Annotated in this window: 25 protein-coding genes and 1 riboswitch; of the genes, 9 read left to right on the top strand and 16 right to left on the bottom strand. The window is 60.1% G+C overall.

The genetic code is table 11. The features are described from left to right. Positions 1 to 24: 24 nt before the first annotated feature. From EKN07_RS09890 to EKN07_RS09880, 3 genes are all read left to right on the top strand, one after another. A complete protein-coding gene (locus EKN07_RS09890; RefSeq protein ID WP_108715637.1) occupies positions 25 to 486 on the top strand; it encodes an FHA domain-containing protein in 462 nt (153 codons plus the stop codon). Next, positions 483 to 1,238, top strand: coding sequence for a MerR family transcriptional regulator (locus EKN07_RS09885; protein WP_108715636.1), 756 nt, complete (start codon positions 483 to 485; stop codon positions 1,236 to 1,238). The genes EKN07_RS09890 and EKN07_RS09885 overlap by 4 nt, the downstream gene beginning before the upstream one ends. A 267-nt stretch (positions 1,239 to 1,505) precedes the next feature. Continuing rightward, complete coding sequence (locus EKN07_RS09880; protein ID WP_108715635.1) at positions 1,506 to 2,078, top strand: MerR family transcriptional regulator; 573 nt, start codon at positions 1,506 to 1,508, stop codon at positions 2,076 to 2,078. A gap of 92 nt (positions 2,079 to 2,170) precedes the next feature. Here the strand turns inward: EKN07_RS09880 and EKN07_RS09875 are convergent, their stop codons facing one another. Together EKN07_RS09875 and EKN07_RS09870 are read right to left on the bottom strand one after the other, a co-directional pair. Then, entirely contained in the window at positions 2,171 to 2,827 is a 657-nt protein-coding gene (locus tag EKN07_RS09875) for a TIGR03085 family metal-binding protein (protein WP_108715634.1), read from the bottom strand. Next, complete coding sequence (locus EKN07_RS09870; RefSeq protein WP_346426199.1) at positions 2,827 to 4,329, bottom strand: Hsp70 family protein; 1,503 nt, start codon at positions 4,327 to 4,329, stop codon at positions 2,827 to 2,829. The genes EKN07_RS09875 and EKN07_RS09870 overlap by 1 nt, the downstream gene beginning before the upstream one ends. A 404-nt stretch (positions 4,330 to 4,733) precedes the next feature. Between EKN07_RS09870 and EKN07_RS09865 the strand changes: the two genes are divergently transcribed. The 5 genes from EKN07_RS09865 (at position 4,734) to EKN07_RS09850 (ending at position 8,923) form a co-directional block, all read left to right on the top strand. Beyond that, on the top strand, positions 4,734 to 5,183 hold the full coding sequence (locus tag EKN07_RS09865; protein ID WP_206435712.1) for a hypothetical protein: 450 nt from the start codon (positions 4,734 to 4,736) through the stop codon (positions 5,181 to 5,183). Between the two features lie 82 nt (positions 5,184 to 5,265). After that, the gene (locus EKN07_RS09860; RefSeq protein WP_126146301.1) at positions 5,266 to 6,201 is read left to right on the top strand and encodes a hypothetical protein; all 936 of its coding nucleotides are present in this window, start codon (positions 5,266 to 5,268) and stop codon (positions 6,199 to 6,201) included. Then, positions 6,194 to 7,465, top strand: coding sequence for a hypothetical protein (locus EKN07_RS12610; RefSeq protein ID WP_164546653.1), 1,272 nt, complete (start codon positions 6,194 to 6,196; stop codon positions 7,463 to 7,465). Before EKN07_RS09860 ends, EKN07_RS12610 begins: the two co-directional genes overlap by 8 nt. Then, the gene (locus tag EKN07_RS09855) at positions 7,462 to 8,124 is read left to right on the top strand and encodes an ABC transporter ATP-binding protein (protein WP_164546652.1); all 663 of its coding nucleotides are present in this window, start codon (positions 7,462 to 7,464) and stop codon (positions 8,122 to 8,124) included. Before EKN07_RS12610 ends, EKN07_RS09855 begins: the two co-directional genes overlap by 4 nt. Before the next feature lie 442 nt (positions 8,125 to 8,566). Further along, entirely contained in the window at positions 8,567 to 8,923 is a 357-nt protein-coding gene (locus EKN07_RS09850; protein ID WP_108715630.1) for an RNA polymerase-binding protein RbpA, read from the top strand. Between the two features lie 204 nt (positions 8,924 to 9,127). Here EKN07_RS09850 and EKN07_RS09845 read toward each other — a convergent pair whose 3' ends face one another. From EKN07_RS09845 to EKN07_RS09820, 7 genes are all read right to left on the bottom strand, one after another. Continuing rightward, entirely contained in the window at positions 9,128 to 9,886 is a 759-nt protein-coding gene (locus tag EKN07_RS09845) for a polyprenol monophosphomannose synthase (RefSeq protein ID WP_126146299.1), read from the bottom strand. Between the two features lie 21 nt (positions 9,887 to 9,907). Continuing rightward, positions 9,908 to 11,452, bottom strand: coding sequence for an apolipoprotein N-acyltransferase (gene lnt, locus EKN07_RS09840; RefSeq protein WP_126146298.1), 1,545 nt, complete (start codon positions 11,450 to 11,452; stop codon positions 9,908 to 9,910). Between the two features lie 93 nt (positions 11,453 to 11,545). Continuing rightward, the gene (locus tag EKN07_RS09835; RefSeq protein ID WP_126146297.1) at positions 11,546 to 14,155 is read right to left on the bottom strand and encodes a DEAD/DEAH box helicase; all 2,610 of its coding nucleotides are present in this window, start codon (positions 14,153 to 14,155) and stop codon (positions 11,546 to 11,548) included. Then, positions 14,155 to 15,066: a diacylglycerol kinase family protein gene (locus tag EKN07_RS09830; protein ID WP_164505475.1), complete on the bottom strand. Its 912-nt coding sequence runs from the start codon at positions 15,064 to 15,066 to the stop codon at positions 14,155 to 14,157. Before EKN07_RS09830 ends, EKN07_RS09835 begins: the two co-directional genes overlap by 1 nt. Then, a complete protein-coding gene (locus tag EKN07_RS12605; protein ID WP_164546651.1) occupies positions 15,063 to 15,431 on the bottom strand; it encodes a hypothetical protein in 369 nt (122 codons plus the stop codon). Before EKN07_RS12605 ends, EKN07_RS09830 begins: the two co-directional genes overlap by 4 nt. Before the next feature lie 28 nt (positions 15,432 to 15,459). Then, on the bottom strand, positions 15,460 to 16,476 hold the full coding sequence (locus EKN07_RS09825) for a WYL domain-containing protein (RefSeq protein WP_108715625.1): 1,017 nt from the start codon (positions 16,474 to 16,476) through the stop codon (positions 15,460 to 15,462). Further along, complete coding sequence (locus EKN07_RS09820) at positions 16,473 to 17,510, bottom strand: WYL domain-containing protein (RefSeq protein WP_126146296.1); 1,038 nt, start codon at positions 17,508 to 17,510, stop codon at positions 16,473 to 16,475. The genes EKN07_RS09825 and EKN07_RS09820 overlap by 4 nt, the downstream gene beginning before the upstream one ends. Positions 17,511 to 17,547: 37 nt before the next feature. Here EKN07_RS09820 and EKN07_RS09815 point away from each other — a divergent pair, with 37 nt between their 5' ends. Then, positions 17,548 to 18,672, top strand: coding sequence for a DUF3866 family protein (locus tag EKN07_RS09815; protein WP_126146295.1), 1,125 nt, complete (start codon positions 17,548 to 17,550; stop codon positions 18,670 to 18,672). A gap of 176 nt (positions 18,673 to 18,848) precedes the next feature. Here EKN07_RS09815 and hisG read toward each other — a convergent pair whose 3' ends face one another. The 7 genes from hisG to fmt all read right to left on the bottom strand — a co-directional run bounded on the left by hisG (position 18,849) and on the right by fmt (position 25,323). Continuing rightward, positions 18,849 to 19,694, bottom strand: a complete 846-nt coding sequence (hisG, locus tag EKN07_RS09810; protein ID WP_126146294.1) for an ATP phosphoribosyltransferase — start codon at positions 19,692 to 19,694, stop codon at positions 18,849 to 18,851. A gap of 8 nt (positions 19,695 to 19,702) precedes the next feature. Next, the gene (locus tag EKN07_RS09805; RefSeq protein WP_108715621.1) at positions 19,703 to 19,966 is read right to left on the bottom strand and encodes a phosphoribosyl-ATP diphosphatase; all 264 of its coding nucleotides are present in this window, start codon (positions 19,964 to 19,966) and stop codon (positions 19,703 to 19,705) included. A 46-nt stretch (positions 19,967 to 20,012) separates the two neighbouring features. Beyond that, the gene (locus tag EKN07_RS09800; RefSeq protein ID WP_241228173.1) at positions 20,013 to 21,005 is read right to left on the bottom strand and encodes an ABC transporter substrate-binding protein; all 993 of its coding nucleotides are present in this window, start codon (positions 21,003 to 21,005) and stop codon (positions 20,013 to 20,015) included. Between the two features lie 167 nt (positions 21,006 to 21,172). Further along, positions 21,173 to 21,925 carry an ABC transporter permease gene (locus EKN07_RS09795; protein ID WP_126146293.1) on the bottom strand — a complete coding sequence of 251 codons (753 nt, stop codon included), beginning with the start codon at positions 21,923 to 21,925 and terminating at the stop codon, positions 21,173 to 21,175. 70 nt (positions 21,926 to 21,995) lie between these two features. Next, positions 21,996 to 22,114, bottom strand: a riboswitch (FMN riboswitch). Positions 22,115 to 22,274: 160 nt separating this feature from the next. Beyond that, the gene (rpe, locus tag EKN07_RS09790) at positions 22,275 to 22,943 is read right to left on the bottom strand and encodes a ribulose-phosphate 3-epimerase (RefSeq protein ID WP_126146292.1); all 669 of its coding nucleotides are present in this window, start codon (positions 22,941 to 22,943) and stop codon (positions 22,275 to 22,277) included. A 56-nt stretch (positions 22,944 to 22,999) separates the two neighbouring features. Continuing rightward, positions 23,000 to 24,406 (bottom strand): transcription antitermination factor NusB, encoded by a 1,407-nt coding sequence (locus EKN07_RS09785; RefSeq protein ID WP_126146291.1) that lies wholly within the window; start codon positions 24,404 to 24,406, stop codon positions 23,000 to 23,002. Next, complete coding sequence (fmt, locus tag EKN07_RS09780; protein ID WP_126146290.1) at positions 24,403 to 25,323, bottom strand: methionyl-tRNA formyltransferase; 921 nt, start codon at positions 25,321 to 25,323, stop codon at positions 24,403 to 24,405. The genes EKN07_RS09785 and fmt overlap by 4 nt, the downstream gene beginning before the upstream one ends. Positions 25,324 to 25,352 lie beyond the last annotated feature (29 nt).

Raw genomic sequence — 25,352 nt, 5'->3', positions numbered from 1 at the left:
TCAAGGAGGAGAAAAGGGGCATATATGTCCGAGCAGTTCGACCCACAGCGTTTATCGGGCAATGCTGACCCTACCGCAACGTCCCGGTTCACCGCTCTTGGCTCTGCTCCCGAGCTTGCTGATTCGGATTCGCGGCGAGGGCTCAAGCCGGAGGAGATCGCAGCAATTGACTCGCTGCCGGCGGGGTCGGCGTTGCTGATTGCATTGTCCGGGCCCAACTCGGGGGCACGTTTTCTTTTGAACTCGGATGAGACGTACGCGGGGCGGCACCCGCATACGGATATTTTCCTGGACGATTTCACGGTCTCCCGCAAACATGCGCGTTTCATCCGCGAGGGGAATGTATTCCGCGTGCGTGATTCCGGATCACTCAATGGCACCTATGTGAATCGCGAGAGGGTCGATGACTGCATCCTCCACACCGGCGACGAGATCCAGATCGGGAAGTTCCGGCTGACCTTTTACCCGTCACGGGCTAACGCATGATCCGGGCCGCATCGCGTGCGGCACGGTCATCCCAGGAGCCGTTGACGTGGCCGCAGGACTTTTCGCACGATCCGGTACTCAAGATCGGTGAGGTGCGCTCGCGGCTTGCCGGAGACTTCCCTTTGCTCACGGTATCCAAGATCCGCCACTACGAGTCCATCGAACTCATTCATCCGCATCGCACTGCATCCAATCAGCGCCTCTTTTCCGAAGCTGATATTGAGCGCTTGCGGTTCATCTTGACAGAGCAACGTGACCGCTATCTGCCGCTGAGTCAGATCGGTGAATTGCTCCGGCAACTGGACGCCGGCGAACAACCGGTGGACGTACATCCTGGGCGTATGCGTGTTATCGACGACGGCGAGTTACGCCGTCCGCAGCCTGGAACCAGGCTACGGCTGGCCGAGGTGTCCGAGCTCACAGGTGTCTCGGTGGCCGAGATTGATGAGATGGTCGAGGCGGGGATCCTCAAGGCTGACTCGCGGGGCCGGTTGACCGCTCAGGCGCCGGAGATTGTGCGGCTGGCCTCCATTCTGCGGCAGGCGGGGTACGACTTACGTCAAGTCAGGACAGTTCGTACCTCCGCACATGCACATGCCGTGATGATCACGAATTCTCTTGCCTCACAACCGGTGCGGACATCTCCGGTAGCGGGGGAGCGAGCCATTGCACAGGCAGCCGAGAGTTCTGCCCTGGTTTCACAGCTGTATCGTGCACTGTTGGCGGAAAACGTGGAGATCGAAATGCGCTAGCCGGTCTTGCGGGCGGGATGCGCGGTCCACTTGCCGATGGAAATCGTGGCGGATGCCGGAAGTGTCCATGCGGGCAAAGTGTGGCGCTTTTCCCCGTTCGAGGCGTATTCTGAGCAGAAGGGCGATGTGCTTAACCTCAAGTTCAACTTGATGTTAAGACACGCCGAGACTGTGCGCGCCTGTTGTCACTGTCTTGCTATATCGTTAACTCGTTGGCGCGCGAGGATCGGTTCGCCCGCGCGAAGAATTACTAACTGGAGGCCAAGAATGAGCGACGCGACGGCACACGAAGCCGCGAAGCAGCGTGCGCAGCAGATGCTCTTTGGCGACCCTTTACCTGATCTCGACGCGGAGACGGGTTACCGTGGACCGATTGCATGCCGCGCTGCTGGAATCACTTATCGACAGCTTGACTATTGGGATCGGACCGGCTTGGTGTCTCCGACCATTCGCAATGCCCGCGGCTCTGGGAGTCAACGTCTTTACTCCTTCCGCGACATCCTCGTGCTCAAGGTGGTTAAGCGTCTGCTCGATACAGGGGTCTCGCTGCAGCAAATCCGGCTGGCCATTTCGCAGCTGCAGGAATATGGCGTTGATGATCTGGCACAGATTACGCTCATGTCCGACGGTGCGTCGGTGTACGAATGCACTTCGGATGACGAGGTCATCGATCTTGTACGCGGCGGTCAAGGCGTCTTCGGCATCGCTGTCGGCCGGGTGTGGCGCGAAGTCGAAGGCTCATTGAGCGAGTTACCCACCGAGCGCGCGGAGGAGGAAGGCGCGGTCGTTGTGGAGGATGAACTTGCCAAGAGGCGTGCCGCCAAGCGCAACGCCATGTGATAGCGGCGTCGCGCGAAGATCAGCGCCGCCAGGGAAGTTGCGTTGCCTTGCCAACTCCGGTTTTGGCGAAGACCTGCTTGAGTAGCTGCCGGTCAGAAACCGCGTTGCGCCGCACGAAGAAGGGCGACGGCGTCGCCTGCTCCGCGCAGTGAGACTGCTGCGTGCTGCTCGCGGCCGAATGCGAATAACGCAATCTCCAGCGGTTCGCCGATAACAGTGACCTCTGCCTGATGTCTTCGCGTTGTCGTAACGGTGAAGTGGCCGTAACCGGGGGACTCGATCCGCACGCGCACAGGGGAGCGACCGAGGAGCGTATGTGTCAGGGGCCGCAGATGCCGGAAAATCACTTGCTGGGCTTCGGGTTTCAGAGTCCGACGCTGTGGATTCTCACCGGCGCGTAGAACATCCTCGTGATGAACTGCATATTCGATTGTGTTCATGGCGCTATCAAGCGCCTCCAAGCGTAGGGGCGAGTAGCGTTGACGGCCATCGCGAAAGAGTGCCACTAAACTCGGGTAGTCGGTGGTCTGCAAGGATGCGAGGCGGGCCATGGCCTTTTTGCGCCACGGGCCGGGGAGGCGGGATCCCAGCCCGGCAGCAGTGTAAATCTCGCGTTCAATGAGATGAATCAGCAGGTCGCGTGTGGTCCATCCGGCGCACAAGGTCGGTGCGTCGGGGCCGAACTGTTCCAGAGTTGTGGTCAGCGCGGCCCGCTCTTCAGTAACGAAACGCAGGTTGCCTCCGTTCACTAGTCAGCCTTGCCGAGTGTCTGAGATACTTCAAAGTCTGCCTCGACGTCGCGCAACGTCACCGTGACGACGCCGGTCGGATCCACGGTGCACAGTTCCTCAATCAACGGGCCGTTGCCAATGCGCTGCACGGGCACACTCTTGAGTTCGACGTCTGTACCACGCAGGGCCGCATCGAAGGGCATCAGCACTTCGCCGAGTGGGATGGCTGTTCCGCGCGGCAGTCCGTTGGCATCCAAGGTGTACTCGGCGAAGCGGTAACGGCCGACGTTGTGGACGGCCCGGTAGGTGCGCGATACCGTCACTGGATCCGTGAGGCTGGTACGCAGTTCGGGTGTCAATAGAGACTCGAAATTGACGCGCGCTCCGTTCTCCTCTTCGCGGTACACGCCCACACCGCGCGACAGGCGATCCGTGAGGGTGTATCCCGCCTCGGGATCGGCCGCAATGGCCAAGCCAACCGCGGTCGATGCTGCTGTCATAGGGGAGCGGTGTACGCGTCGGCCATAGCGTTCACGCAGCATACGGGTAATCACCGGGAGCTCCGAAGCGCCACCAACCACATATAGTCCGGCGAGATCGCGAGGTAAACTCTCCTCAACCTCACCCTCGCCATACAGTAGTGCCTCCACCGTGGCCATAGTGGTAGTGACGAAGGGGGCAACCGCTTGGTAGAAATCCTTGACCGAAATGACAAGCGGGGCGCCGCCCACCTCAAGCGTGATGTACCGCGACTGGGGGTGTAGTGCTTCCTTCGCCTCACGTGCGGCGTCCACCAACGCGTCCCACTGGCCATTGGGCAATGGAGCCCCGGAGCGCTCGACCGCCAACTTTGCGAGTGCTACATCGAAGTCGTCGCCGCCTAGTTCGTTATCACCCATGGATGCGAGGACGTCGTGATTCGTACCCGTGGCCGCTACGAGGGAGGCATCGAAGGTGCCGCCTCCCATGTCATACACGAGGACCTTGGTACGGCGTGAGGTGACGGTAAGTGCGTGGCGATGCGTGTACTCGAAGCCGGCAGCGGAGGGTTCGTTCAGCATCGCGACGACGTCGAAGCCGGCGCGCCGGAATGCCTCGAGAGTGAGCAGGCGCTGCCCGGAATGCGCCTGAGCGGGAATGCCGACTGCGGCGTCCAGTAGGTCGTTCTCATCGAGCTGGAGTTCGGCGCGAATTGCCTCCCCAACATGAGCAAGGAATCCGGTGACGAGGTCGATGAGGGGTAATTCGATTGAACCGACCCGGGTGGAGGTGGTTTCGGTGACGCCGGCGCTCGATAAGAGCCGTTTAAAGGAGCGTAGGTGTGGGGCACCTCGCCGTGCGGCGGCTGCCGCCTCGTGGCCGTACACCAAGCGTCCATCCACCTCAGCGGCGATTGAAGGGACGTAGCCCTGCGCATCGCCGTCGGCATCCGGAAAGGTGAGAGCCGGGTAGTTGCCGCGGTCGACGACGGCGGCAGTCGTACGTGTGGTTCCAAAGTCGACGCCAAGTCTCATAGTCATGAGGCTATCGCGCTTTGCGGTTGCGAGCCGAGATAGCCTCACCTTGTGGACTAGATTCACAACGCGGCACGTTTGAGCCGTGCAATGAGAACTGCGCATATGGCGTAGGAACCACTGCTCGGGTCGCGTGGCATGATTCTGCTTGCACCACTGTGCGAGCAGCAACTTTTGCGCGCAGCTCCCTGATCGTTCACACGCAAACGCGACAAGTTGCCCCTATGGCGTCCGCGACTTTCGAGGCCTTTTCCAGATGAGGCACCGAACGACTTTCGCGGGCAGCTGAGATGAGTCTCGTCGAGGGCTTGCAGGTAAGGGTACGCTACATCTATACTCAACAAGGTGAGCTACATTGTTCACAAACCGTGGACCGAGTCATCTTGGTAACTCTAACGAAGGAGGAACATATGAAGCGTCGAATCAGCGGTGTCGCTGCCATTTGCGCGCTAGCACTGACAGGAATACTTCCAACCGCGTCCGCATCCGATTTGGATGGAACTGTTGTGGGCGGCTGGTCCGAAGATGGCGGGTACTTTAGCGATCCATCCGCGACAGCAGTGAGCGAGGAGATTATGCCCGCAGCTGCGACGGGAACCCCCCGGCATACCGGCAAAGCTGAGTACACGATTATTAATGGCACGAGCCACAAAAGGGCGCATGGCTGGACGACTTGGACAGGTGTGCTTCACTACACTCATGCCCGATTGGAGCACTACTGGCCCCATAGTGGCGTGATCGCTTCTTCGGGAAGAAGATGGGGGAAGGGAGGCACTGAAGCCTATACAAGGTGGGTTGCCTATAACCCAAATAAGCCTAGTAATGGTAACGGGAAGGCTCGCACCTACTACGGCAAGTGAGTCGCTGTGGGTCCCCATATTGCGCATGTTGGGCGTATGGGGACCCAAGGGCTCGTACAGAGATAGGCGGTTACGGCGAAGCATGGCTAGGGCTAAGTTCATATCGGTTCTTCTCATCATCGCTACGGCATCGGCGCTTATTGCGCTACTGGGGCAGTACTGGTTTCGGCAACAGATGCTGCTACTCGAAGGTAGTCATCTGTATACGAGTGATGCGGTGCTGCTCAAAAGCGATTCTTCGGAGTTGCTGGAACAGATGAAGAAACTTGGCGACGATGCCCGGGTCTTCAGCGAGTTGGATGCCTATGAGAATGTGCGCGTTGTTGCTGCAAACGACATAACAAAGCTCCCGTTTCCTGTGCATGACGGTACCGGCTTCACAAACTCGCGGCACCGGGAGGCGTTGGTGGGTTCCGATATTGAGACAGAGCAGCGCAATGGTGAGCGATACGTAACGCTTGGAAATGAGCAGTACAAAGTGGTTGGCGTGCTGGGAACCAAAAATGGAGGTGCCTTGCAGAACGAGATCGTGCTGAAGGACAACGAACTCTTCAGCGCAGCCCCGGCGCGCAGTGTTGTTATTGACGGCTCAGAGGCGGCAACGCGGTACCGCGAGATCGAACCTGGTGCCGTATTGGAGGCCTTCGACTATGGCGTGGCGCGGCGCACCACAGTCGATACCGTCACGCCGGTACTCCTTGGGGTGGGATACCTGTTGGCTGCGTTGAGTTACCTGTTTGCAGGTTGGCTGTACGGCAGTCAATACGTGCCACAATACCGCGTGATTCACCTCTTGGGGTTCTCACGCAGGCTGTACATTGCCAGAAGGCTGGCTGTTGTAGCATGCCTGTCAGTTGCGACTTTCGCTGCCGCGCAGCGTCTCGTCGTCCATGCGGGCACAAGTTTGCCATTGCCGATATTAACGCCGGTCATAGGACTCGCCGCGCTCTGCCTTGTTCTTTTGGCGACCATGACTCCGTTGGTACTAAGCAGAAGGGGGCTGCACGCTGATGCGTGAAGTATTCTATGACCTGCGTAGAAATAGTCCAATAACCGCAGTGAAAGCGCTCATTGTGCTTCTGGTCTGTCTGAGCGTATACAACCTGCAGTCTTTTTCGCATAACACGGACATGGCCATTGAACGAGGTTTCATGCAACAGTCTGAGTACAACATGTACACCGTGATTGACGTATTGGCCGAGCCCGAGCTCTTTTCGGCGGCCACAGACTCGCCCCATCGTGTTGCCGAAGTTGCCGATTTCTATGATCTACTGAATGCAGACGATACCCTGAAGATAGTCTCTGTATTCGACCAGTCGCTACTGGGAGTTGAATTTCAAGGTGATGTTGGCCTTGAAGATGCTTACAGCAGCAATTTCTCATCGTCTGGTTTCTATGAGAATGATGAGAGACGGCGAGTCCTGGATGTGAAGTCCGTGCAGATGAATAGGCAGGCTTACGACTTCTACGGTTTGCGCGCTCAAGAAGGACGGGAACTGCCCTGGAACGAGGTCGATTATGCATCGGGTACCATTCCGGTGCTGCTCGGAAACGACTTCAAGCCGTACTACGCCGTCGGCGACACCATTGAAGGGTGGATGTACGAGGAACTGAAGTTCAAGGTGGTCGGATTCCTAGAACCGAACTCACCAGTATATTACAAAGGGGAGCCGAACTTTTACCTTGACCGACACATCGTCATCCCTTACCCGCCGCAGTTGAACGGTTGTGCTGGCCTAGAGACCAAGTTCTGCGGAATTCTGACATTCGCCATGATTAACGGTGATATTACCGTTCGAAAGTCGGTTGGCTCGGAGGAAGTGTTCCGGCGGCTCAATACCATAGGGGAGCAGAGCGGTTTTACGGACTTCACCTTGTTGAATACCCCGGCATTCCTTCTACAACTCGGCTTTATGCGCCAACTCATTGAGGACAATCGCGGGCTGCTCCTCGGGTTGGAACTAGTCATCGCCGCTGCGGCATGCGTGGTGTTGTACGTGCTCAATCGGTTCTTGAGTGCGCGACGCGCGGCAAAGACACGGGTGTGGGCGATGCTCGGGGCTGAGGACGCTCGCGTTGTGGCGCAACATCGACGCTTCTGGTTGCTCGAATACACCTGCGCCTTCGTGCTGTTGGTGTTCATCGCCCGAAACCTGCCAAACAGGGACGATCTTGCCCTCATGGGGGCCGGCGTCCTGCTGCTCGGCATCGCCCTTGTCGATGCCACCATTCAGCGTGGCATGGTGCTACGCGTTCTACGATCTGCCCGGGAGGCGAAGTGATAGAACTCAATGGAATCTCCAAGGACTTTACGGAGCCGGATGGTAGCAAGCGAGTCCTGTTCGATGATCTGAGCTTTGCGATAGAGTCCGAACGCTCCGTGGCAATCCTGGGACGCAGTGGCTCCGGTAAAACGACACTGCTGCGCATCCTGGCAGGGCTCGATATCGCGTACAGCGGCACTTACACCTTCGAAGGTAACCAGCTGGAAAAGAAGGGCGCCGAGATGGCGAGGTACCGGCGCAAGCATATTGGCGTCATTTCTCAGCACTATGATTTGCTGTCAGACCGCAACGTAGCGCAGAACGTCGCCCTAGCCGTTGCCGAACGAAAGGAGCGTGCGGACGTCGTCACTAGATGCCTGGAACGCGTTGGACTGGGAGGATTCGAGCGAAAACGCGTCGACAAACTCTCCGGGGGAGAGGCGCAACGGGTGGCGATTGCCCGTGCATTGGCGAAGAGACCGCAGATCATCCTGGCGGACGAACCAACCGGTGCCCTCGACGAAGCTACTGAAGCTGAGATCCTAGCGCTCTTCCGTTCGCTACAGGAAACGGGCACGGTGTTCATTATCGCCACGCATAACCACACGGTTGCCGCGCAGTGCGAGGTGCAATACCAACTCGAGGACAGGCGCCTCGAAAAGACGCACATCCGCTGAACCTGTATACAAGCGACAGCGGCAAGCCGCATCGGTGTTGGGAGGCACTTGCATTCGTTCTGGTTGCTCGGCCGGTTTCCCTCGGACCGTGCAGCCGCTCCAGGCGGCCGCAGCAACACTAAGCTCCCGAAGTCGTACCGCGCCGATCGCGACGATCGCGAGAGCGCCCGCAGGTGAGAATGTCGCTAGGAGCACGACCGCAACCTCCGGGAGCAGGACCATGCACACAATGGGCAGGGGATAAGCGACTGATGCTGCAGACGGGCGGCGCACGTATCCGCTCGGCCGTTTTGACATAATGTACATTATCGGCATGCTGTGAAAAGGGGCGCATAGCCGCTCAGCTGGAATTTGCCGCGTTAGAACACCGTTATCGCAACTGAGCGCACTCCGGCGACAATCCGCCCGATAAAATCGAGTGCTGAAACAAAGGAGGAACAACATGGCCGAGCGTTCACTGCGCGGAATGAAGATTGGCGCTAACTCTCTGGAGACCGATGAAGGTGTCGCTTTTGTCGACCGCAAGCAGGTGATGTATGACTGCCCGAATGGGCACGAATTCGGTGTGGCCATGGCCCTGGATGCGGAGCCTCCCGCAACGTGGGAATGTCGCTGTGGTCAAGAAGGTAAGTTGCGAGATCAGGTTGAGCTGGAGGAAGAGAAACCGGTCAAGCCTCCGCGTACTCATTGGGACATGCTAATGGAACGTCGCACCGAGGATGAGCTGCAAGTGCTTCTGGACGAACGTCTTGAACTGCTGCGCTCCGGCAAGCTGCGGATGCGACGTCGGCGTAAGTAGCGACGCTGCCATAGAGTGCTGCTGGCCGCCTCGGCCAGCAGCACGCCTAAGCAACTGCACCACTAGTAGATAAAAGCCGAACTCAGGCCACGTTTTGTCATAAAAACTGACATAATATAGACGCCATTCAGACATAGTATCTGGCTCGTGACATAACGTGGAAGCCAGCTACGTGATTGAAATACTTCGACGCCGGATAGGTACCTATTTGCGCTTTCGACGGATGCTCTGCCCGAAGGCCTTGAGCTGCCCTCCCCTACGCCGCAGCCCCATTTTGGTGGCCCGGCTCAGGGACTCCGTGAATACCGCACCGGACAGCTTCGACTCCCCCACCTCACGCTGGGCAAAGCTGATGGGCATCTCAACGATATGTCCCCCCAGTTGGTTGACGCGGTCGGTCATATCGGTCTGGAAGAAATAACCCTTTGATTCTACCGAGTTGAGATCGAGTCGCTGCAGCATGGCGACCCGATAGACGCGGTAACCGGCGGTGATATCCTGCACGGGAACGCCCAGCCACAGTCGCACGTAAAGATTTCCGGCCCGTGAGAGCGCCTCGCGCGACTTGGGCCAACCGACGGTCTCCCCTCCGCGCACATAACGAGAACCTATCACCAGGTCGGGGTGGTCCGACATCGCGGCCCGTTCAAGTAGCAAGGGAAGCTGTTCCGGGCGATGCGAACCATCGGCATCCATCTCTACCACATGGGTATATGCACGCTCCATGGCGAGGCGGAAGGCAGCGATATACGCACGCCCGAGCCCCTCCTTACCCGCTCTGTGCAGTACGGAGACCTGGCCATCGCCGTCGGCAATGCGATCAGCTATTTCACCGGTACCATCGGGCGAGGCGTCATCGACGACGAGAACATCCGCATCGGGAACGGCGTTACGAACCCGGCGAATGATAGGCGGCAGCGACTCCGCCTCGTTATAAGTCGGAATAATGACAAGGACGCGCACAGAGATCCCTTTCGGTATCGGTCAGCCACGCGCATGGGTGCGGCGCGTGTGCCACGAATGAACGAGCTGTAGCAATGCTAGCGCAGCAAGGGCGACACCGACGGCATAGCAGGTGATCCAAATCTGGTCGGTGAAGCGTGTCGCCAGTGTTAAGGAGGATCGCAGCCCAACTCGTGCCACCCGAGAATCGGCGGTCCACGGTTCGGTGGTTTCCCGTACCACGCCGTTCGGTTCCACAATTCCAGAGATACCTACAGTGGAGACCTGGATAGCGGTACGCCCCTGCTCCACCGCACGGAATCGCGTCATATCGAACTGCTGCAAGGACTCCGAGGAATCACCGAAGGACGCGTTGTTCGTAGGAACTACGATCAGCTGCGCGCCGTTGTCAACCGCCTCGGAAACCGTTGGGGTGACGGCAACCTCGAAGCAAATGGGTACCGCAATGCGCACCTTCCCGGCGGAAAGATCAACATCAACATACGCGGGCTCGGTCCCGGCGCGCATATCGACGCTCACCCGATCAACCGCCGAGGTTATCGAGCGGAACACCTTGCGCCCCGGGATGTACTCACCGAAAGGAATCGGGTGCTGCTTCGTATAACTATCGGCGATTTCGCCGTTGGGCATCCACACCACGTAGTCGTTGTACCGATAGTCCTCGGGATAGCGCTGCGTGCCAAGCAATATGGGTACACCGACGCTTGAGGAAGCTTGCAACATCAGACGGCGCGCATCGGGATCGCTACGGATATCTCGATCCGAAGCCGATTCGGGCCACAGCACGATCTCCGCTCCCCCGTCGGCGATCTCGGCCGATTCAGTGACGAGATTCTGTGTGACCGTTAAGGCCCGCGAGACACCTTCGGGTAACCTGCTCTCATCGGGGATCTCGCCTTGCACAAAGCCTACTGTGACATATGACTCTGCGCGGGCCGACAGTGGCAGAAACGCGGGGGTGATCATCAGCGCCGCCGCGGCCAGCAGGCTCGCGGTAGCCGTGACGTGCCGTCCTGCGGTGCCTCTGAAAATCGCCCAGTGGAGTAGTACGCCGATACTGATGACGAGCAACGCAACCAGCTGGGTGGAACCCCAGGGCGCGAGCCGTAACAGCGGGCCGTTGACCTGGCCGTATGCCAAGGCGCCCCACGGCATGCCACCCAGAGGCCATGATGAGCGTAGCTGCTCCATGGCAACCCAACTCAAGGCGAGAACGAGCGCGCGAACCCACACCACCTGACCGGTTATCCTGCCGCGCAGCAGCCCCTGCCATATAACCGCAAGAACCGCGAGGTACAGCGCCTCTACGGCTGTCAGGGCGACCTGTGCCAGAACGATGCCGGCAGCAATGTACGCCCAGTGGAACAGGAACAGGAAGTACGCCATTCCGAACACGAAGCCGAGGCCGAAGGAGGCTAACCAAGATCGTCCCTCCAAGGCGATTATCAGCAGGGCAATGCCCGGAAAAGCAGCGGGCCACCAGCCCAGTGGAGCAAATGACGTGTACACGCATAGTCCACCACCGAGTGCTGCGAAGACGGCCCATAGCCAGTGGTGTATCTTCATCCCTTAGAGATTACCGGCCGGTGCCCGAACTGCCGCCACGCCACCCCGATCACGCACCGCGTTGGTTAATTCATCCGCAACTTGCCGTAGCGCTCAAAGAAGCTCACTACGACGAACGAGACGCCTAGCCTCGAATGCGGTGGTTTCGATCCACGTTCCAGATCCGGCCAAGGCTATCTGCCCCAGCAGATCAACCAGACGACGCGCCATGGCAATAAAGTCACCGGCACTCAAGCGCACCATACGCAGGCACGTTTCCAGATCGGCCCCACTTGCCCACAGGGCGAAAAGGTCTGTACATCCGGGCGTTGGAGCAGCGGTGCGTTGTATCGAGTGCCGCTGCTCGACCGTCTGCAGGAACTCCGCCTCTCGTATGGCCCGAAGTGACAGAGTTCGCAGGTTAGCACGCTGCGGCAGGTTTGTGCCCATTCGGTCATCCACAAGGAACATCGAGGCCCAGCCCGCCATGCCAGCAGCGTCAACCTCTCCCTCCTGCAGCGCAGCCAGACACTGGTAAAGGAGCAGATCCGATTCGATATGCAATTGCCGCAGCAACGCTGCCCCAGGGCCCAGGCGGGCGGTGCCTACATCGTCGGACCGCAGCAGGCCCAGTTCGCGCAGAACGCCGACCGTGTTATCGAAGTCCCGACCTACCGAATCGACGTACGATGCCGACAACGCGTTCAACTCCTGCAGTCGCCCATCCAGCGAAAGCAGCGTTTCTCCCTCACGGATATGTGTGGCTATATCGGGACAGGCTGCACAGGGGTGCGAGGCGAGTTCCGGAATATCGGGTACCGCGAACCGCGACCAGGATTCCAGCAGATCACGGTCAACCCCAAGATCGGAACGCTCCTGAACTGCAGCCAGGATCGCATCGGCCACCTGTTCGCGAGTTTGAGGTGAGCGTAACGACCGTCCATGTGGGAGCTCCACGCGGCCGACTGCGCGCATCTCGGATGATAATGCGTCTACGCGTAGCCAAGACATCTGCCCGTACCAGTCGATGATTCGTAACCGATGACGCTCGGCGGATAGAACCACACCGTAGAACAGTTCACCGTCGCGCGCAAAGGCATACAGGCTGCCCGTAGTTGCGGCGTCGAAGCTCTTCGCAATACGCCGCTGATACTCCTTCTTAGCGGCCTTCCGGGCGGACTTTGCCGCCCGACCCGCGCTGCCACGTAGGCGAAGATAACCAACGAGATCGCCGAAATCGCATTCCAGGCGCTCTTCTTCAGCGACAATACGCCGGCGCAGCCGCACGCGACGTGCCTCTACTTCGCCCAGGTCCGCGTCGCGTTGGAACTGAGCGAAACTGGACCCCATGAGCTGGCGCGCCTCTTGATAGCTGCGCTGTGCCAACAGATTGATCACCGTGTTGTATGAAGGCTGGAACGCCGAGAGCAACGGTTCCAGACGTCCGGAGCCCAAGTCCGCGAGATGCTCGGGATCAAGCTCCGCATCGGCAAGCACTACCGCGTTGCCATGCGTATCTCGACCTCGTCGCCCCGCCCGGCCGATCAACTGCGTGTACTCGGTAGCGGTCATATCGACGAAGTCGCTGCCGTCCCAGCGGCGCAGTTCTTCCACCACTACCGTGCGTACTGGCATGTCGATACCAAGCGCCAGTGTTCCGGTGGCATACACGAGCCGGATAAGACCTCGTTCGACCAGACGCTCAGTCAACTCCTTGAGGGCGGGAAATACCCCTGCGTGGTGTGCACCAAAGCCGTTGAGCAAGGCACGTGTATAGCTGTCAAAGCGGACGGCGCGGCGGTCAGAGGCACTCAGCGTCTCACGTAGCGTTGCGATCTCTTGCCGTATTTCCTTCTGCTCGCGCGTTGATGTCAGCATGACACCGCGGCGTTGGAGTGCGGCGACTGCTTCGTCGCATCCCTTGCGGGAGAAGATGAACTCAATGGCCGGTAGCATGTCGTGCTTGGACAGGTAGTTGACGAGCCGGTGCCGCTCGCCCGCAGTGATGCGGCGATTTCGCCCGCGCGGGTCGTTCTCGGCTCTCGCCAGTGCTGTGGTCAGTGTTCGGGAGGGTGTGACGCCGTCGTCGGCGTATAACGGGTAGACCTTGTTGCCAACAGAGACGAACTGGCTCAACGGCACCGGGCGGACCTCGCTGGTTATCAACTCCGTCTCGCCGCGCACGGAACGCATCCAGGCAACCAGCTCATCGGTGTTGGCAATCGTTGCGGAGAGGGATACCAGCCTGACCGTCTCCGGTAGGGACAGGATGATCTCCTCCCATACCGGTCCGCGATCACGGTCGGCCAGGTAGTGGACCTCATCTAAAATGGTGTACCCGAAGTGATCGGTGTCCGATCCCTGCAACAACATATTGCGCAGGACTTCGGTAGTGACAACCAAGATTTGTGCTTCTCGATTCACCACGGTGTCGCCGGTCAGCAACCCGACGTTCTCCTGTCCGAGCAGCCGCGTCAACTCGGTGTATTTCTGGTTCGACAGTGCCTTGATCGGCGCGGTGTAGACGCAGCGACGGCCGGTGGCCAAGGCAAGTTCAACGGCATAGTGGGCTACCACAGTCTTACCGGAACCGGTGGGAGCGCAGACAAGAACGTCGTGATCGGCGCTGAGTGCGCGGCAGGCCGCCACTTGGAAGTCGTCGAGGTGTATCCCACGGGCCGCGTAGCGTTCCATGTAGTCCGTGAGAAGGGCATCGTGGTCCATCAGACTAGCAACTCCAATGATCCGGGTCGACAGTAGATGTTCAGTGGCACCTCGCCGATGATTTCACCGTCGGCCATGGCGGTCGGTGCCGGTGCACCTGCCGAAGGTTTCGCATTGATTCGAATATGTTGCCCGCGTAGAAGATGAACACCCTTGGCATGGATATGCCGCCCACCGTAGAGCAGCGGAAACAGCGACACGATCTCAGGGACGGACATAGCACGGGCAATGATAATGTCAAGGAGGCCATCGTCCGTGCGAGCAGAGGGAGCAATATTCATCCCTCCGCCGACGAAACGCGTATTGGCCGCAGCAACGAGCGTGGCCGCACCGCTGGCGACCTTGCCATCAACCTCGACTTCGAGTCCGTAGGGTGAGAATTCGGTCAGACATTGGAAAAGTGCGCGGGCATAGCGCAGGTTTCCCTTCGGCCAGGTCAATTGGTTGGTGCGCAGATTTGTAGCCGCGTCAATACCGGCTGACAGAACTGCCAGCGCGTGTGCGTTCCCGGAGCGATGCGTGACCTCAATGGTGTCTGTTGCGCGGCTGCGCCCGGCTAGTAGAGCCGTCACGGCCCGGTGTACGGCTCTCGGCACGTTACGGATGGGGAGTCCAAACTCGCGTGCAATGTCATTGCCGGATCCTACCGAGATGATTCCCAAGGGTACGTGTGTCCCGGCCAGCGCCTCGACTCCTATATGGACCATGCCATCACCGCCGACGACGAAGAGTGCGTCCAGATTTCCGGCGAGGACCTCGCTGCGGGCAGCCGCTAGGCACTCCGCGGCGTTGCGCCCCGAAAGCTCGACGATAGTCGCCCCGTACACGGCAAGAAGAGAGCGTACCTGTGTTCCGTAGCGTGCTCCCCTTCCAGCGCCGCTGGAAGGATTACTGGCAACCCCTATCCTCATGCCGACGCATCCTGCCTGCGCGTTGCGGTGGGACGAGGTTGTTGGACGGATGTGTGGCGTGACATGCCGGAGCATTTGAGCCCGGCTGCGTCACTCCAACGTGCAGATGCGCGGTCAAGCCGCCGCCTCTTGGCTTGCATGCGCTGCATGCGAATCCGCGCACGAATGGTACGGGCGGAATCACGGCTGAGCGGGGCCACCGGCTGTGCCACGGCCTGCTGGTGTGCGCTCAACCCGCTGCACTTATCGATGAGCGAGCCCCCGGCACGGCCGAGTTTCTTTACTGATCGCCAGAGTTGCCGCACAGTTACGGCCGCATAGGAGGCGAGCAATGCCACGACAAGAAGAGTAATCAACAGTTTCACGGTGTGTTTCGTAGTCCTCAGCTTGTTGCTAGAAGGTATTTCGAATTTCCTCGAACCGCGCTGACATGCGTGCGGCGACGTCGTCGGGCTCAATACTCAATACGGCCGTTCCGAGTTGGATCAGGTAGGAGGCAAGCCAATCATCCGAGCGGGAGCGGAATCGAACCACGAGCACATCGCCTTCCCTGTGCCATCGTGCTCCCGGCAGTGTCTCCACCGCCCACAATCCCGGACGGTCCAAGCGCAGTAGCACCTCCTGGCCTCCATCCGTCCACCGCGCCTCCCCAACCCGGGCGTCGTGCCGTGCCTCCCGGTCTTCCTGAATCAGAGAACGCCGCGTCGCGGCACCCTCCGAACGCTTGACGGCGCCGCCGGGCTCGACGTCGCCAATCCGGTCTAGTCGGTAGCTGCGTGCGGAACCTGCGCGAGAGGCGCGTAAGACGGGCGTGTGACCGGTCGTGATCTCCCAGGGCACAATATCGACCACTTCTCCACGCGGCTTTCCCGGGTGGTAGTAGGTGATACGAAGATGCTGTCTGCGTCGAATCGCGCTGGTAATAGCCTCGAGGCGATCCCCCGGGATTAGCCGCTGCGGTGGTGCCCAGAACGCCGCGCCATATCCCGCCTGCGAGGCAGCCTCCGTGAGATGCTGCCGGGTGTTCTGCAAGGCCTGCGCCTCGCTTCCTGGTGGTGTCACCGCGAGAACGGCGTCGAGAAGAGCAGTGAGAATAATCGTCTCCGGGAAAGTGACCAGCAACTCGGGAACGTCCAGTGCCCCGTGCCTTCCAAGAGAAACCGGCGCATCTGGGCCGGGCTGTGGCCCTTCGCCATCCCACTGGTCAACTGGATCCGGCAGGGAAAGATCGAAGGGAATAGCGATGCCGAGGATATCAACGGTGTTGGCGTCCCAGAGCAGGCGCAGCACGTCGCGCCAGTCCATGGCGAAATGAACGGCCAGTTCGCCGAGTGTCACCTCCGTGTCTTCCATGGTTGCCAAGTACACCAGAATGGCATTTGTCTGTACGATCTCCTGGACGGTAGTCATTGCGCATCCCGCCTCAGTGTTGCCAGGTGTTCAACTCGCCGCTTCCACTGCGCCACAAGCGTGTCGTCTCCAACAAGCCGTACATCGCGGCCATAGAGGAAGAGGTCTTCGAAGAGCCGTTGACGATCAACGTCGCTATAGAGGTAGTACTCCCAGTCCTCCCCCGGCGGCTTGGTCGTACCGCCAGTGTTCGTCAGTTCACCGACGGCTACGGGTGTGCCGCGTGCGGCAAGCGGAACCGCGCAGCCGGGGCGGATGGCCACGATGGCTTCAGTGGCGATAAAGATGCCCTGCGGCGCCGTTCCCTGCCGGTGTTGTTCAGTCGCCTTCCCGACATCGCGCAAGGTCCCCGCGGTAATACGTGAAACACGGAAGGTACGCCAGTGCCAGGTCTCGCCTGATGAGGAGGCTCGGTTCTCGTTATCACGCGAATCGGAAGAGCTGACTACGGGACAATGTGATGCGCTGCCACTGACGTAAAAGGCCGCGAAATGCACGGAGATCTCCGCCGGTTCGAGAAGATAATCGCGTTTGGGGCCGGTTGTTCCCTCATACTCGAAGGAGACTCTCCTGCGCAGTTGCACAGCGCGGGCGAGTTCCACAATATTCTCGCCCGTAGGAATTCCCGCATGCAGATACTCGGCGTTATCCTCACCCGTAGATGCCACGGCGAGTAGCTTCTGCAGCCCACTGGCAGCCAGCGACATATGCGGTGATCGGTGGTCGAGACCGCTCAGAATCGAACGGAGCAGCCCGGCGTCAAGGGCACTGACCGGTGTGGCGAGAGGTGCCCGCCCATCATAGTGATAGCGGTACTCGGAATCGGTGCTGATTGGATAGCCAGCTTGGCGCAAGTGTTGCAGATCCCGCTCGAAGGTGCGGCCGAACGCAGCATCAGAGCCGGTGGCATAGATGGACAGGGCGCGGATATCGTCCTTGGTGAGTGCACCGCGCGCGGACAATGCGGCCAGCAGGGAAAGTTGCCTCTCGTTGCGCTGCCGCTTCTCAGCGTTCTGCCGTGATGTACTTGCCACACATCAAGAGTAATGGACAGGTACCCTTAATGCCGTGATGATGTGGCGTAATGGTCGGATAGTTTCACTTGGGCGTGCCTGGGGAGAATCTCAAGAATGCCAGGTTGAACTCGATGATGGATCTGAGTACCGTGCACTGGCTTATCGCCGACTCGTCGGCACGCCCCGGGTAGGAGATCGCGCGCTGCTCGGCGCATCGGCCGTACACCGCGGCTTGGGAACCGGTGGTTATCTCATGGTCGTGGCCCTGCCCGACCGACTTCCCGCTGATCCGCCACCCGCGCCGGGGCATATTGTGAAGGCACGCTATACGCCGCTGCAGTATATGACTCTGGGTGTTGATGAGCAGGAGTCTCCATATTACGACCTGCTCTCGCAGGCGGACTCAATCGCCGGTATGCCTGTGGTGGTGGCGGATCTGCATTCGGCTCTGCCCGCCGTGGTTGCCGCAGTGCACGCGCACCGACCGCATGCTCGTATCGGCTACATCATGGACGACGGCGGAGCGCTTCCGGTGTGGTTCTCACAGGTCGCTTCCGCCTTAACCGCTTCCGGGGACATTCTCGGAACGATTTCCTCCGGCCAGGCTTTCGGTGGCGATCTCGAATCCGTGAACATTCATACCGCCTTGCTGGCGGCTCGCCTGGTGTGGCAGGCCGATCTGGCAATCGTCACGCAAGGGCCGGGAAACCTGGGCACGGGGACGCGCTGGGGATTCTCCGGAACACGCGTCGGTGACATAATCAACGCCGTCCACACGCTCGAGGGGCGTGCCATTGGATTGCTCCGCATGTCCAGTGGTGATGCACGTGATCGGCACTTTGGTTTGTCGCACCACACGACCACCGCTCTGACTCGGGTGGCCCTCTCCCCCGTTCTGTGCCCCGTACCGCGATTCGATGCGACAGACGAACTGAGCGCCTTGGTTGACTCCGGCACTCGGACAAAGATTGCGCGGCAGTTCAGCGAGCTCTTTGCCTGCCCGCGCCTGGAACGTCGCGATATTGCGACGACCGGCTTGACGGAAGTCCTGGAAGCCTCGCCTGTGAATCTGCGCACCATGGGACGGGGGCTGCGCGAAGACCCACTCGCGTTCCTTGCCGCAGGCGTGGCCGGCTACGCCGCGGCGCAACTCCTACCGGAGTCGACGGACCGGCAATAGGAGGAGACGTGCGTCTCCGTGAGTCTTAGTGCGCCAAGCCAGCGCCACGGTGACGGCAACGTCGGTAGACGCCGTCCTCGTGCCCACCGGTATGCAAACCGCGCGACACGACAACGCGAAGCAACCGGTGGCTTCGGATGCGAACCGCGTTATTTCCCTTCGCAGCGCTGCGTCGGCTAGATCCGGCAGGCAAGCACGGGCGTCACAATGACACCACGCGCACCTGCGGCGTAAAGCGCGTCCATGATGCGATTCATGTCGTCACGGCTGACCATGGCGCGAACCGCGTACCAGCCAACCTCGTGTAGAGGTGAAATAGTTGGCGACTGCAGTCCCGGGGTCAGTTTCACAGCTTCTTCCAACTGTGTGGCCGGGCAGTCATAATCAAAGATGACGTATTGCCTGGCAACCAACACACCCTCAAGACGGCGGTCAAGCGTTTCCAGGCCCTGCGGCTCTTCCCTATCCTTGCCGCGGATAAGTACGGCTTCGGAATGCAGAATCGGCTCGCCGAAGACCTCCAGACCTGCGGTGCGCAGCGTGGTTCCCGTTTCGACGACGTCGGCAATAAGGTCGGCCACACCCAACTGAACGGACGACTCTACCGCGCCATCCAGATGAACTTCGGTCGCATCGATTCCGCGTTCTTCGAGGAACAGCCTCACCAGGTTGTCGTATGAGGTGGCAACCCGCTTGCCGCGAATATCTTCCAGTGTGGAGCAGGTGCCCTTCGGAGCGGCGAAACGGAACGTCGACCGGGCGAAGCCGAGGGCGCGGTGTTCGACCGCGGCGGCGCCGGAGTCCAGAAGTAGATCACGTCCGGTGATTCCGACATCAACTGTTCCAGCGCCCACGTACACCGCAACATCGCGCGGGCGAATGAAGAAGAACTCGACATCATTATCCGCGTCGGTCAGCACCAGCTCGCGTGAATCACGCCGTTGCCGGTATCCCGCTTCGCGCAACATGTGGGACGCCGGTTCAGACAGGGAGCCCTTATTGGGGACAGCGATACGAAGCATGAAGAATCCTAAAGATAGCGGTAAATGTCATCGAGAGTCAGGCCACGTGCAATCAGCATGACCTGCAAATGGTACATGAGCTGAGAGGCCTCCTCGGCCAGTTCCTCATCGCTCTGATACTCGGCAGCCAGCCACACCTCACCGGCTTCCTCAACGATCTTCTTCCCAATGGCATGCACACCCGCATCTAATTCCGCCACGGTGCCCGATCCCGCGGGGCGCTCAGTAGCCTTCCTACTGAGTTCGGCGAACAGCTCGTCAAAAGTCTTCACGGGTATAGCCTACCGCTGTGCGGCTCGCGTCTTCGTAGCGGTCCAGCTAATCTCGCAGCGCCACATAGGCCTCGTTGGCCGGCACGGCTTCCTCCAGTAACCCATTGTCCTGCATGAAGTCGGCCATCGCAGTCCACTGTGCATCATTCTGTGATCCGAACACATCTGCGCCCGTGTAGAGCTGCAGGGTTTCGTCAAGCGTGATGGCAGCCGTAGCACGAACATCTTCTTCCGCCAGAGCCGGAACGTACTTCTCCGTGATGTTCAGTGCCTCCTCGGGATGTTCTTCGCAGAAATTAACGGCCCGCTCCAGCGCGGAGAGGATCTTCAAGAAGTCGCCCTTGCTGCCCGACAAGGTATCGGAAAGCGAGGCGAGTCCAACCCCGACCAACGGAAGGCCGCCATCGACCATGTCGATTGTGCGTACCTTCACTCCCGAATTCTCGATGGCGACTACGTCCGAGTTAATGAAGCCGATGACCGCATCAACCTCCCCCGACTTCAACGCCGCCGCCTGCGTGTAGCCGATGTACCGCACGTCGACGTCGTCGTCGCTGAGGTCGGCAGCGTTCATCATGGCGAGAAGTGCGTAATAGTTCTCGCCGTACTGGCCCGGTAGGCCAACGCTGTGGCCAGGAAGGTCCGCCGCCGATTGAATCGCGGAGTCTTCAGGCACGATAAGCGTCACCGGATACTGTTGGTACATGGTCGCCCAGTTGACGACGTCGATTCCGGTGGAACGCCCCTGCATCACCTCGTCTCCTCCGGCAAAAACGATATCCTCGTCGCCCGACTGCAGTGCGCCCAGGAGCGATTCCTGTGCGCCGTGATTGCGCACGGTGACGTCCACACCGGCATCGTCGAAATATCCCTGCTCGGCGGCGACGTAGAAGGGAGCGAATTGAACGTCCGGCACATACGTCAGGCCAATGGTGTACGTGGCCTGTCTTTGGCCGGTGGACGCTGCATCGCTGCTGCCTGAGCAGGCACTGAGTGCCAAGAGGCAGGCGGTCATGAGGGCGAGGATCTGTTTCTTCACTGCTAACTCGTTTCTAGTATGTGGGGAAGATGTGATTGTCCGACGGCGATGGCCGAGCTCGCCGGAAGGGGCGGAGTCGATTCCGGTCGGCAGGTCTCCCGTCGGCGGGTTAAGGTTCGCTACGGCGGAGTCGAGGGCCCATGCGGCAGTCACCCAGGATGCCGCGTCTAACTGATGAGGTAATTTGCTCTACGCTCCACCAGCAGCAACATGCCATAGATTGATACCGCGCTGATGGCCAACAGGATGATGATGGCAAAAAGTCCCTTTACATCCGAGGATTGTTGTGCCGTACCGAGCAGGAGGCCTAGCCCCTCACCTCCCATCACCATTTCTCCGACAATCGCACCGGTGATTGACAGCGTAAAGCCGGTTCTGATACCGGAGAGAATTGTCGGTGCGGCCAGCGGTACCTCAATACGTCGAATGAGTGTCAGACCCGCGGCACCGTCGAGCCGGGCTGCCCCGATAATCTCCGGGTCGATCTGCCGCACGCCGACCGATGTAGACACCGCGATTGGGAAGGCAACCATAATCGTGCACAGAACCACCACGGAAGCAAGGCCGTGTCCGATCCAGATGGTCAATAGCGGAGCGATGGCCACTGCGGGAATCGCCTGTGAAGCGGCGAGATAGGGCTGCGATATGCGCGAGAAGACGCGCGACTTGGCGATGGCATACCCCAGTGGAATACCCACGGCCGCGGCAATCATGCAGCCTGCCATGGCCTCCTCGAGGGTCACCAGCAGCGCACGCCACAAGTATCCCGATTTCAGGCCGGAGAGCAGACGAGAAACGGCGGCCTGCGGGGTGGGAAGAAAATGCTGATCGACAAGCGCGAAAGTGGACGACGCCCACCATAATGCGAGTAGCGCTAGCCCGAATTCCAGCGGCGGGAGCCACCCTCGCCTTAAACCCATCCGGCGTACCTTCCCATCCTGCAGCAGGGCGGAGAGAACGGACGAAGGTCATGCTGGCACATAGCCGCGATTCGTGCGCCTCCCATCCGGACTTTAACCGTCGGTCAGGGAATTCCACCCTGTCAACCGCTTGCGCGGGTCGCGGACTGTCACCGCCGGTTCAGATTTCCACTGACCCCGGAGCACGTTTGTGTTCAGGGCGATTATTGCACAGTATGGTACATGGGCCAATTCCGACTGCGGTACTGGTGCAGGTAAGAGAGCCACTGGGTCGCGGGACCCGAAATACTCAATGCGAGATTCGCGAGGTTCGACGCGCAGTTGCTTTACGAGACCGGAGCCGCCCAGATCAGTGTGTATGCGAGGCTTCGCGGGCCAGGCGTCGTAATTCCTCCACTTCGGTGTACGCATCGTCGGCTCGATACACGGCGGACCCCGCCACGAAGTTATTCGCTCCGGCTTCGGCGGCCTGAGTGATAGTTGCACGGGAGATTCCGCCGTCGACCTGCACCCACGTTTCCAGGCCTGCATTCTCGATGGCCGCGCGGGTGCGGGCAACCTTCGGCATCATCGACTCGAGGAATGACTGTCCACCGAAACCCGGCTCGACGGTCATGATGAGAATCATGTCGAACTCGGAGAGTATATCGATATACGGCTCGATTGCGGAGGCCGGGCGCAATGCCAGGCCCACCCGAGTGCCCTGGGCGTGGAGCTCGCGGGCAAGCCGAATCGGTGCGGCGGCCGCTTCAGCGTGGAAGGTCACCGAAGCGCAACCGATCTCGGCGTAGGCCGGCGCCCAACGGTCCGGGTCTTCGATCATCAGGTGCGCATCCACCGGTATTGGACTGGCGGTGACGGCGGCTTCGGCCACGGGCAGGCCGAGAGCCAGGTTCGGCACGAAGTGGTTGTCCATCACATCTACATGTGCGTAGTCGGCATTGGCTATCTTCGCAAGTTCATCGCCGAGATGGGCAAAATCGCAATTGAGAATGGACGGGGAAATAACAACGCTCATGCGCCAAGCCTACACGGGCACGGTGGCCCGGAAGGGGGCAAATGCCGTGCCGCTGTCTACTTCTTGGTGATCAGAGCCATGAACATCGCGTCAGTCTGATCTATATCCGGCCACAGCTGGATCATCTTGTCGTAACTCTCCACTTCTCGTATTGCGCAACGCGAGGCAATGGGAGCAGCATCGATAAGTTCGGCATCCGCATGATGGTTAAGGAAGGACGCAACGATATCGCGTGTTTCGGCACGCAGCGGAGAGCAGGTGGAGTAGACGAGCGATCCGCCGGGCCGCAGGGCCGCAAAGGCCGCAGCAAGTAATTCGCCCTGTAGCGACGTGAGCTCGTCAAGGCTGCGCTCTCGCCAGCGAGACTCGGGCCGACGTCGCAACGCGCCGACGCCGGTGCAGGGGGCGTCCACCAGGATGCGGTCGTAAACGCCTGGCTCTTGCGCTGCCAGGTCGCGTCCGTCACCGAGCCGCAAATCGACCAGATCGGACCAAGGCTCGACGGCATTCATGACTAGGTCAAGCCGGTGTTCCTGAATCTCATTGGCGTGAATACGAGCTCCCCGCTGCGCGGCGTAGGAGGCGAGAGTCGCCGTCTTCCCACCTGGTCCGGCACACATGTCAAGCCACAACTCGTCTGGTCCATGCAATGGCGCATGTGCCAGTAGCGCAGCAATGAGTTGGCTTCCCTCGTCCTGGACCCCGGCCTGCCCGTCCTGCACAGCCCATAGGCGATGCGGATCTCCCGCTGTCAGCAGCCGCGCGCTGGGCATCAATACGCCGGGGGCGCTGTCCATTCTTGCCCGGGCGATCTTCTCCGCAAGCTGTTCGGCGCTGATCTCGCGCGCCACTAGAGCCACCTTCGCCGGCTCGTTGTCGGCCTCCAGAACCTGCGGCAGATCGCCCGTATCGCGTCCATGAACAGGCAGTGCCTGCGCCAGCTCCTCCACAATCCAGCGGGGATGCGAATGCCACACAGCGAGGAACTCTTCCTCGGATGCAGTGCTGGAGCGCAGGATCTCCTCCCACCGATCTGCCCGTTCGCTGATTCGGCGTAGCACGGCGTTTACGAAGCCTGCCGCGCCCTGCCCGAATTCATTGCGGGCAAGAGTGACGGTCTCGTGGATGGCGGCATGTGGCGGCGTGCCCAGTCCAAGCAGCTGCTGGCATCCAAGCCGAAGCACATCAAGGAGTTCGGGATCGATATCGTAAATGCGGCGCCCTTGCGAACAACGGCCGATAATCGCATCCCAACGTCCGCGCATGCGCAATGTGCCGTAGCACAGATTCGTGGCGAATGCCGCGTCAAGGCGTCCCAGCCGAGCGCGACGCAGCTCCTGCGGTAGGGCGAGGTTCGCATAGGCTCCGTCCTCATCCACTGCGCGTAGCACGTCGTAAGCAACCTGGCGGGCCGGGTCTGTCCATTTCCGTCCGGGATGCCATCCACTTGGGCGTTCCGTCATGCTAGTACCTCAAATCCTGCGGAAGGAGACAAGTGCGCGCCGCGTAGCCAGTCAGTTGCCGCCATCGGCCGTTTACCTGCGGGGGCAACCGTTCCCAAGCGCACGGCGTAGCTACCGGTACCCACCAGGTCCTCCCGCAACTGTCCGGGGACGAGATCCGTTGTTCCCGGTACCGGCGTAACCGGTCCGAGTTTAATCCGCAGGTCCCCGAGCACGGTCCAGGGTCCCGGTGCGGGCGTGTATCCGCGGATCATGCTTTCGATCTGTTGCGCGCTCTGCTTCCAATCAACTCGAGCATCCGCAGAACTGAGAGCGGGAGCATAGGAGGGCTCGCCGCGCTGTGGTGTCGCTATAGCGGAACCGTCCTCCAGCGCCGCGAATGTTTCGACCAACAGATCGGCACCGGAATGGGCAAGTCGCTCAAGTAACGTACCGGATGTGTCGTCGGGCCGGATAGTCTCGCTAAGAGTCTTGAATACCGGTCCGGTGTCGAGTCCTTCCTCCAGAAGAAAGGTGGAGGCGCCGGTCCCCTCTTGTCCGGCAGCGATGGCGTACTGAACCGGGGCAGCTCCACGCCATTCCGGAAGTAAGGAAAAATGAAGGTTGATCCAGCCCTTACGCGGAACTGACAGCAGGTCCGCAGGTACCAGTAAGCCATAGGCGACGACGGCGACCGCGTCGGGCGCTAACTCGCGAATTGTCTTGCCGATATCCGCATCGCGCAGGCTGCGCGGTGTCAGCACGGGGATGCCGAGTGCTGTCGCCGCCTCGTGCGCCGCTGATGGGTGCAGCGTTCGCTTCCGTCCCCTGGGGGCAGGAGCACGGGTGAGTACCGCCAGCACGTCGTGTCCGGCCGCGATGAGGCGACTAAGCGAAGGAACGGCTGTCTCGGGGGTACCGGCAAAGATAATGCGCACGCGCCGATTGTACCGTCTAAGTGCGATGA

This window comes from Actinobaculum sp. 352 (assembly GCF_003957265.1).
Taxonomy (GTDB): Bacteria; Actinomycetota; Actinomycetes; order Actinomycetales; family Actinomycetaceae; genus Asp313.
This window is presented reverse-complemented; position numbering and strand designations above follow the sequence as displayed.

What these genes read in the sequence shown, in the direction of transcription:
- EKN07_RS09890 (WP_108715637.1), top strand. Translation starts at nt 25, where the DNA reads ATGTCCGAGCAGTTCGACCCACAGCGTTTATCGGGCAATGCTGACCCT.
- EKN07_RS09885 (WP_108715636.1), top strand. Translation starts at nt 483, where the DNA reads ATGATCCGGGCCGCATCGCGTGCGGCACGGTCATCCCAGGAGCCGTTG.
- EKN07_RS09880 (WP_108715635.1), top strand. Translation starts at nt 1,506, where the DNA reads ATGAGCGACGCGACGGCACACGAAGCCGCGAAGCAGCGTGCGCAGCAG.
- EKN07_RS09870 (WP_346426199.1), bottom strand. Translation starts at nt 4,329, where the DNA reads ATGACTATGAGACTTGGCGTCGACTTTGGAACCACACGTACGACTGCC.
- EKN07_RS09865 (WP_206435712.1), top strand. Translation starts at nt 4,734, where the DNA reads ATGAAGCGTCGAATCAGCGGTGTCGCTGCCATTTGCGCGCTAGCACTG.
- EKN07_RS09860 (WP_126146301.1), top strand. Translation starts at nt 5,266, where the DNA reads ATGGCTAGGGCTAAGTTCATATCGGTTCTTCTCATCATCGCTACGGCA.
- EKN07_RS12610 (WP_164546653.1), top strand. Translation starts at nt 6,194, where the DNA reads ATGCGTGAAGTATTCTATGACCTGCGTAGAAATAGTCCAATAACCGCA.
- EKN07_RS09850 (WP_108715630.1), top strand. Translation starts at nt 8,567, where the DNA reads ATGGCCGAGCGTTCACTGCGCGGAATGAAGATTGGCGCTAACTCTCTG.
- lnt (WP_126146298.1), bottom strand. Translation starts at nt 11,452, where the DNA reads ATGAAGATACACCACTGGCTATGGGCCGTCTTCGCAGCACTCGGTGGT.
- EKN07_RS09835 (WP_126146297.1), bottom strand. Translation starts at nt 14,155, where the DNA reads ATGGACCACGATGCCCTTCTCACGGACTACATGGAACGCTACGCGGCC.
- EKN07_RS09830 (WP_164505475.1), bottom strand. Translation starts at nt 15,066, where the DNA reads ATGAGGATAGGGGTTGCCAGTAATCCTTCCAGCGGCGCTGGAAGGGGA.
- EKN07_RS09825 (WP_108715625.1), bottom strand. Translation starts at nt 16,476, where the DNA reads ATGACTACCGTCCAGGAGATCGTACAGACAAATGCCATTCTGGTGTAC.
- EKN07_RS09815 (WP_126146295.1), top strand. Translation starts at nt 17,548, where the DNA reads ATGATGTGGCGTAATGGTCGGATAGTTTCACTTGGGCGTGCCTGGGGA.
- hisG (WP_126146294.1), bottom strand. Translation starts at nt 19,694, where the DNA reads ATGCTTCGTATCGCTGTCCCCAATAAGGGCTCCCTGTCTGAACCGGCG.
- EKN07_RS09795 (WP_126146293.1), bottom strand. Translation starts at nt 21,925, where the DNA reads ATGGGTTTAAGGCGAGGGTGGCTCCCGCCGCTGGAATTCGGGCTAGCG.
- rpe (WP_126146292.1), bottom strand. Translation starts at nt 22,943, where the DNA reads ATGAGCGTTGTTATTTCCCCGTCCATTCTCAATTGCGATTTTGCCCAT.
- EKN07_RS09785 (WP_126146291.1), bottom strand. Translation starts at nt 24,406, where the DNA reads ATGACGGAACGCCCAAGTGGATGGCATCCCGGACGGAAATGGACAGAC.